At 41.1% G+C, this 1753-nt stretch carries 1 protein-coding gene; it reads left to right on the top strand.

Annotation, left to right across the window (positions count from 1 at the left end):
• Positions 1–672: 672 nt before the first annotated feature.
• Positions 673–1713, top strand: a complete 1041-nt coding sequence (locus E1160_RS00125) for a rod shape-determining protein (RefSeq protein WP_155152964.1) — start codon at positions 673–675, stop codon at positions 1711–1713.
• Positions 1714–1753: the final 40 nt, after the last annotated feature.

The raw sequence follows: 1753 nt of genomic DNA, 5'->3' as shown, positions 1-1753 counted from the left end.
TTAATGTTGCGGAGGGGCAGTATCTGTCTGGTAGATCACAAAAAATTAATACTGAATTCATTTAACAATAAGCTTATATAAGATATTGCGTTGAAATATCGACAGAAGCATGAGGCACGTTTCCTGTTCTTAAAAAATAGTCGTGGCTCATGAGATCTCCAGTTTCAAAAATAGTGGATATTATTCATGGGAAGGTATGATAAGTCAGTTCAAGTCAATAGGTATGTCGCGTCCCTATATCATATCATTTTTATTCAGTAGTAATTATTATAATGGTCGAGTTTGGTTGTATACAGGTTCAATGCCTCTATATGGCCAGAAGCCTAATTAATCGTTGCAGTTCTGTGTAAAACCTCGTAAACCCTAAATTGTAGCTATGTCTGATCGTATCTATGATTATTTTCCTGTATTTTTATTACGTATTTGCGGTTTTAAATGAAATATAGTAAAGTATTCGCAAATGTAGTGTAAGACTTCGCAAGTAGTTTGAAATATTACAGGATACGAACAGAGTTGGGGTTTAGGTTCTAAGGTGTGAAAACTTTTTGATTTTAAAGTTTTTTTGCCGTTCTTTTGCCGTAATTCCCTTGTAGCTATAGGATAGTTTTACTTTCGATGTGATTATAAAAACCACATCAATTTATTTAGGGATTTTGGAGGCTGCCGTCAGTCATGTTTTCACGACTTCTTGGGTTTTTATCTGCCGATATGGCGATCGATTTGGGTACGGCCAATACACTGGTTTATGTGAAGGGCCGTGGGATCGTTTTGAATGAACCTTCTGTTGTTGCAATTGCAGAAGTAAAAGGCAAAAGACAAGTTTTGGCTGTTGGTGATGAAGCGAAATTAATGCTAGGCCGTACGCCTGGCAATATTCAGGCTATTCGTCCCTTGCGAGACGGTGTTATTGCCGACTTTGATGTTGCTGAAGAAATGATCAAGCATTTCATTCGTAAAGTACATAATCGTCGAAGTTTTGCAGCACCTCGTATTATTGTATGTGTGCCATCTGGTTCCACTGCGGTTGAGCGTCGTGCTATTCAGGAATCTGCTGAATCTGCAGGTGCGCGTGATGTGCTACTTGTTGAAGAACCGATGGCTGCTGCGATTGGTGCAGGTTTGCCCGTTACAGAACCGACCGGTTCGATGGTCGTTGATATTGGCGGTGGTACAACAGAGGTCGCTGTCCTTTCCTTGGGCGGTATCGTTTATTCCCGTTCTGTGCGTGTTGGTGGAGACAAAATGGATGAAGCGATCATCGCTTATATCCGTCGTAATCATAACCTACTTGTTGGTGAAAGTTCCGCTGAGCGTATTAAAAAATTGATAGGTTCTGCATGCCCACCTGAAGATGGCGATGGCGAAAGCATGGAAATAAAAGGTCGCGATTTGATGAATGGGGTACCTAAAGAGCTACACATTTCTGAGCGTCAAATCGCTGAAAGCTTGGCTGAGCCAGTTGGTGCGATTGTTGAGGCATGTAAGGTTGCCTTGGAGCAAACCCCGCCGGAATTGGCCGCAGATATTGTCGATAAAGGTATCGTTTTAACAGGCGGTGGCGGTAATCTGCGTAATCTGGATTCAGTGTTGCGCAATGCTACTGGATTACCAGTTTCCATCGCAGATGATGCATTAAGTTGTGTTGCATTGGGTACAGGCCGTTGCTTGGAAGAGATGCGTACCTTGCGTAATGTTTTGATTAGTATGTATTAATTAAAGAAAATCTTTAGAATTTCTTAATAAACACATACTA

The organism is Curvivirga aplysinae, from assembly GCF_009711445.1.
GTDB classification, from domain to species: Bacteria; Pseudomonadota; Alphaproteobacteria; order UBA8366; family Aestuariispiraceae; genus Curvivirga; species Curvivirga aplysinae.
Note: the sequence above shows the minus strand (reverse complement) of the source record. Positions and strands in the feature narration are given on the sequence as shown.

What these genes read in the sequence shown, in the direction of transcription:
- E1160_RS00125 (WP_155152964.1), top strand. Translation starts at nt 673, where the DNA reads ATGTTTTCACGACTTCTTGGGTTTTTATCTGCCGATATGGCGATCGAT.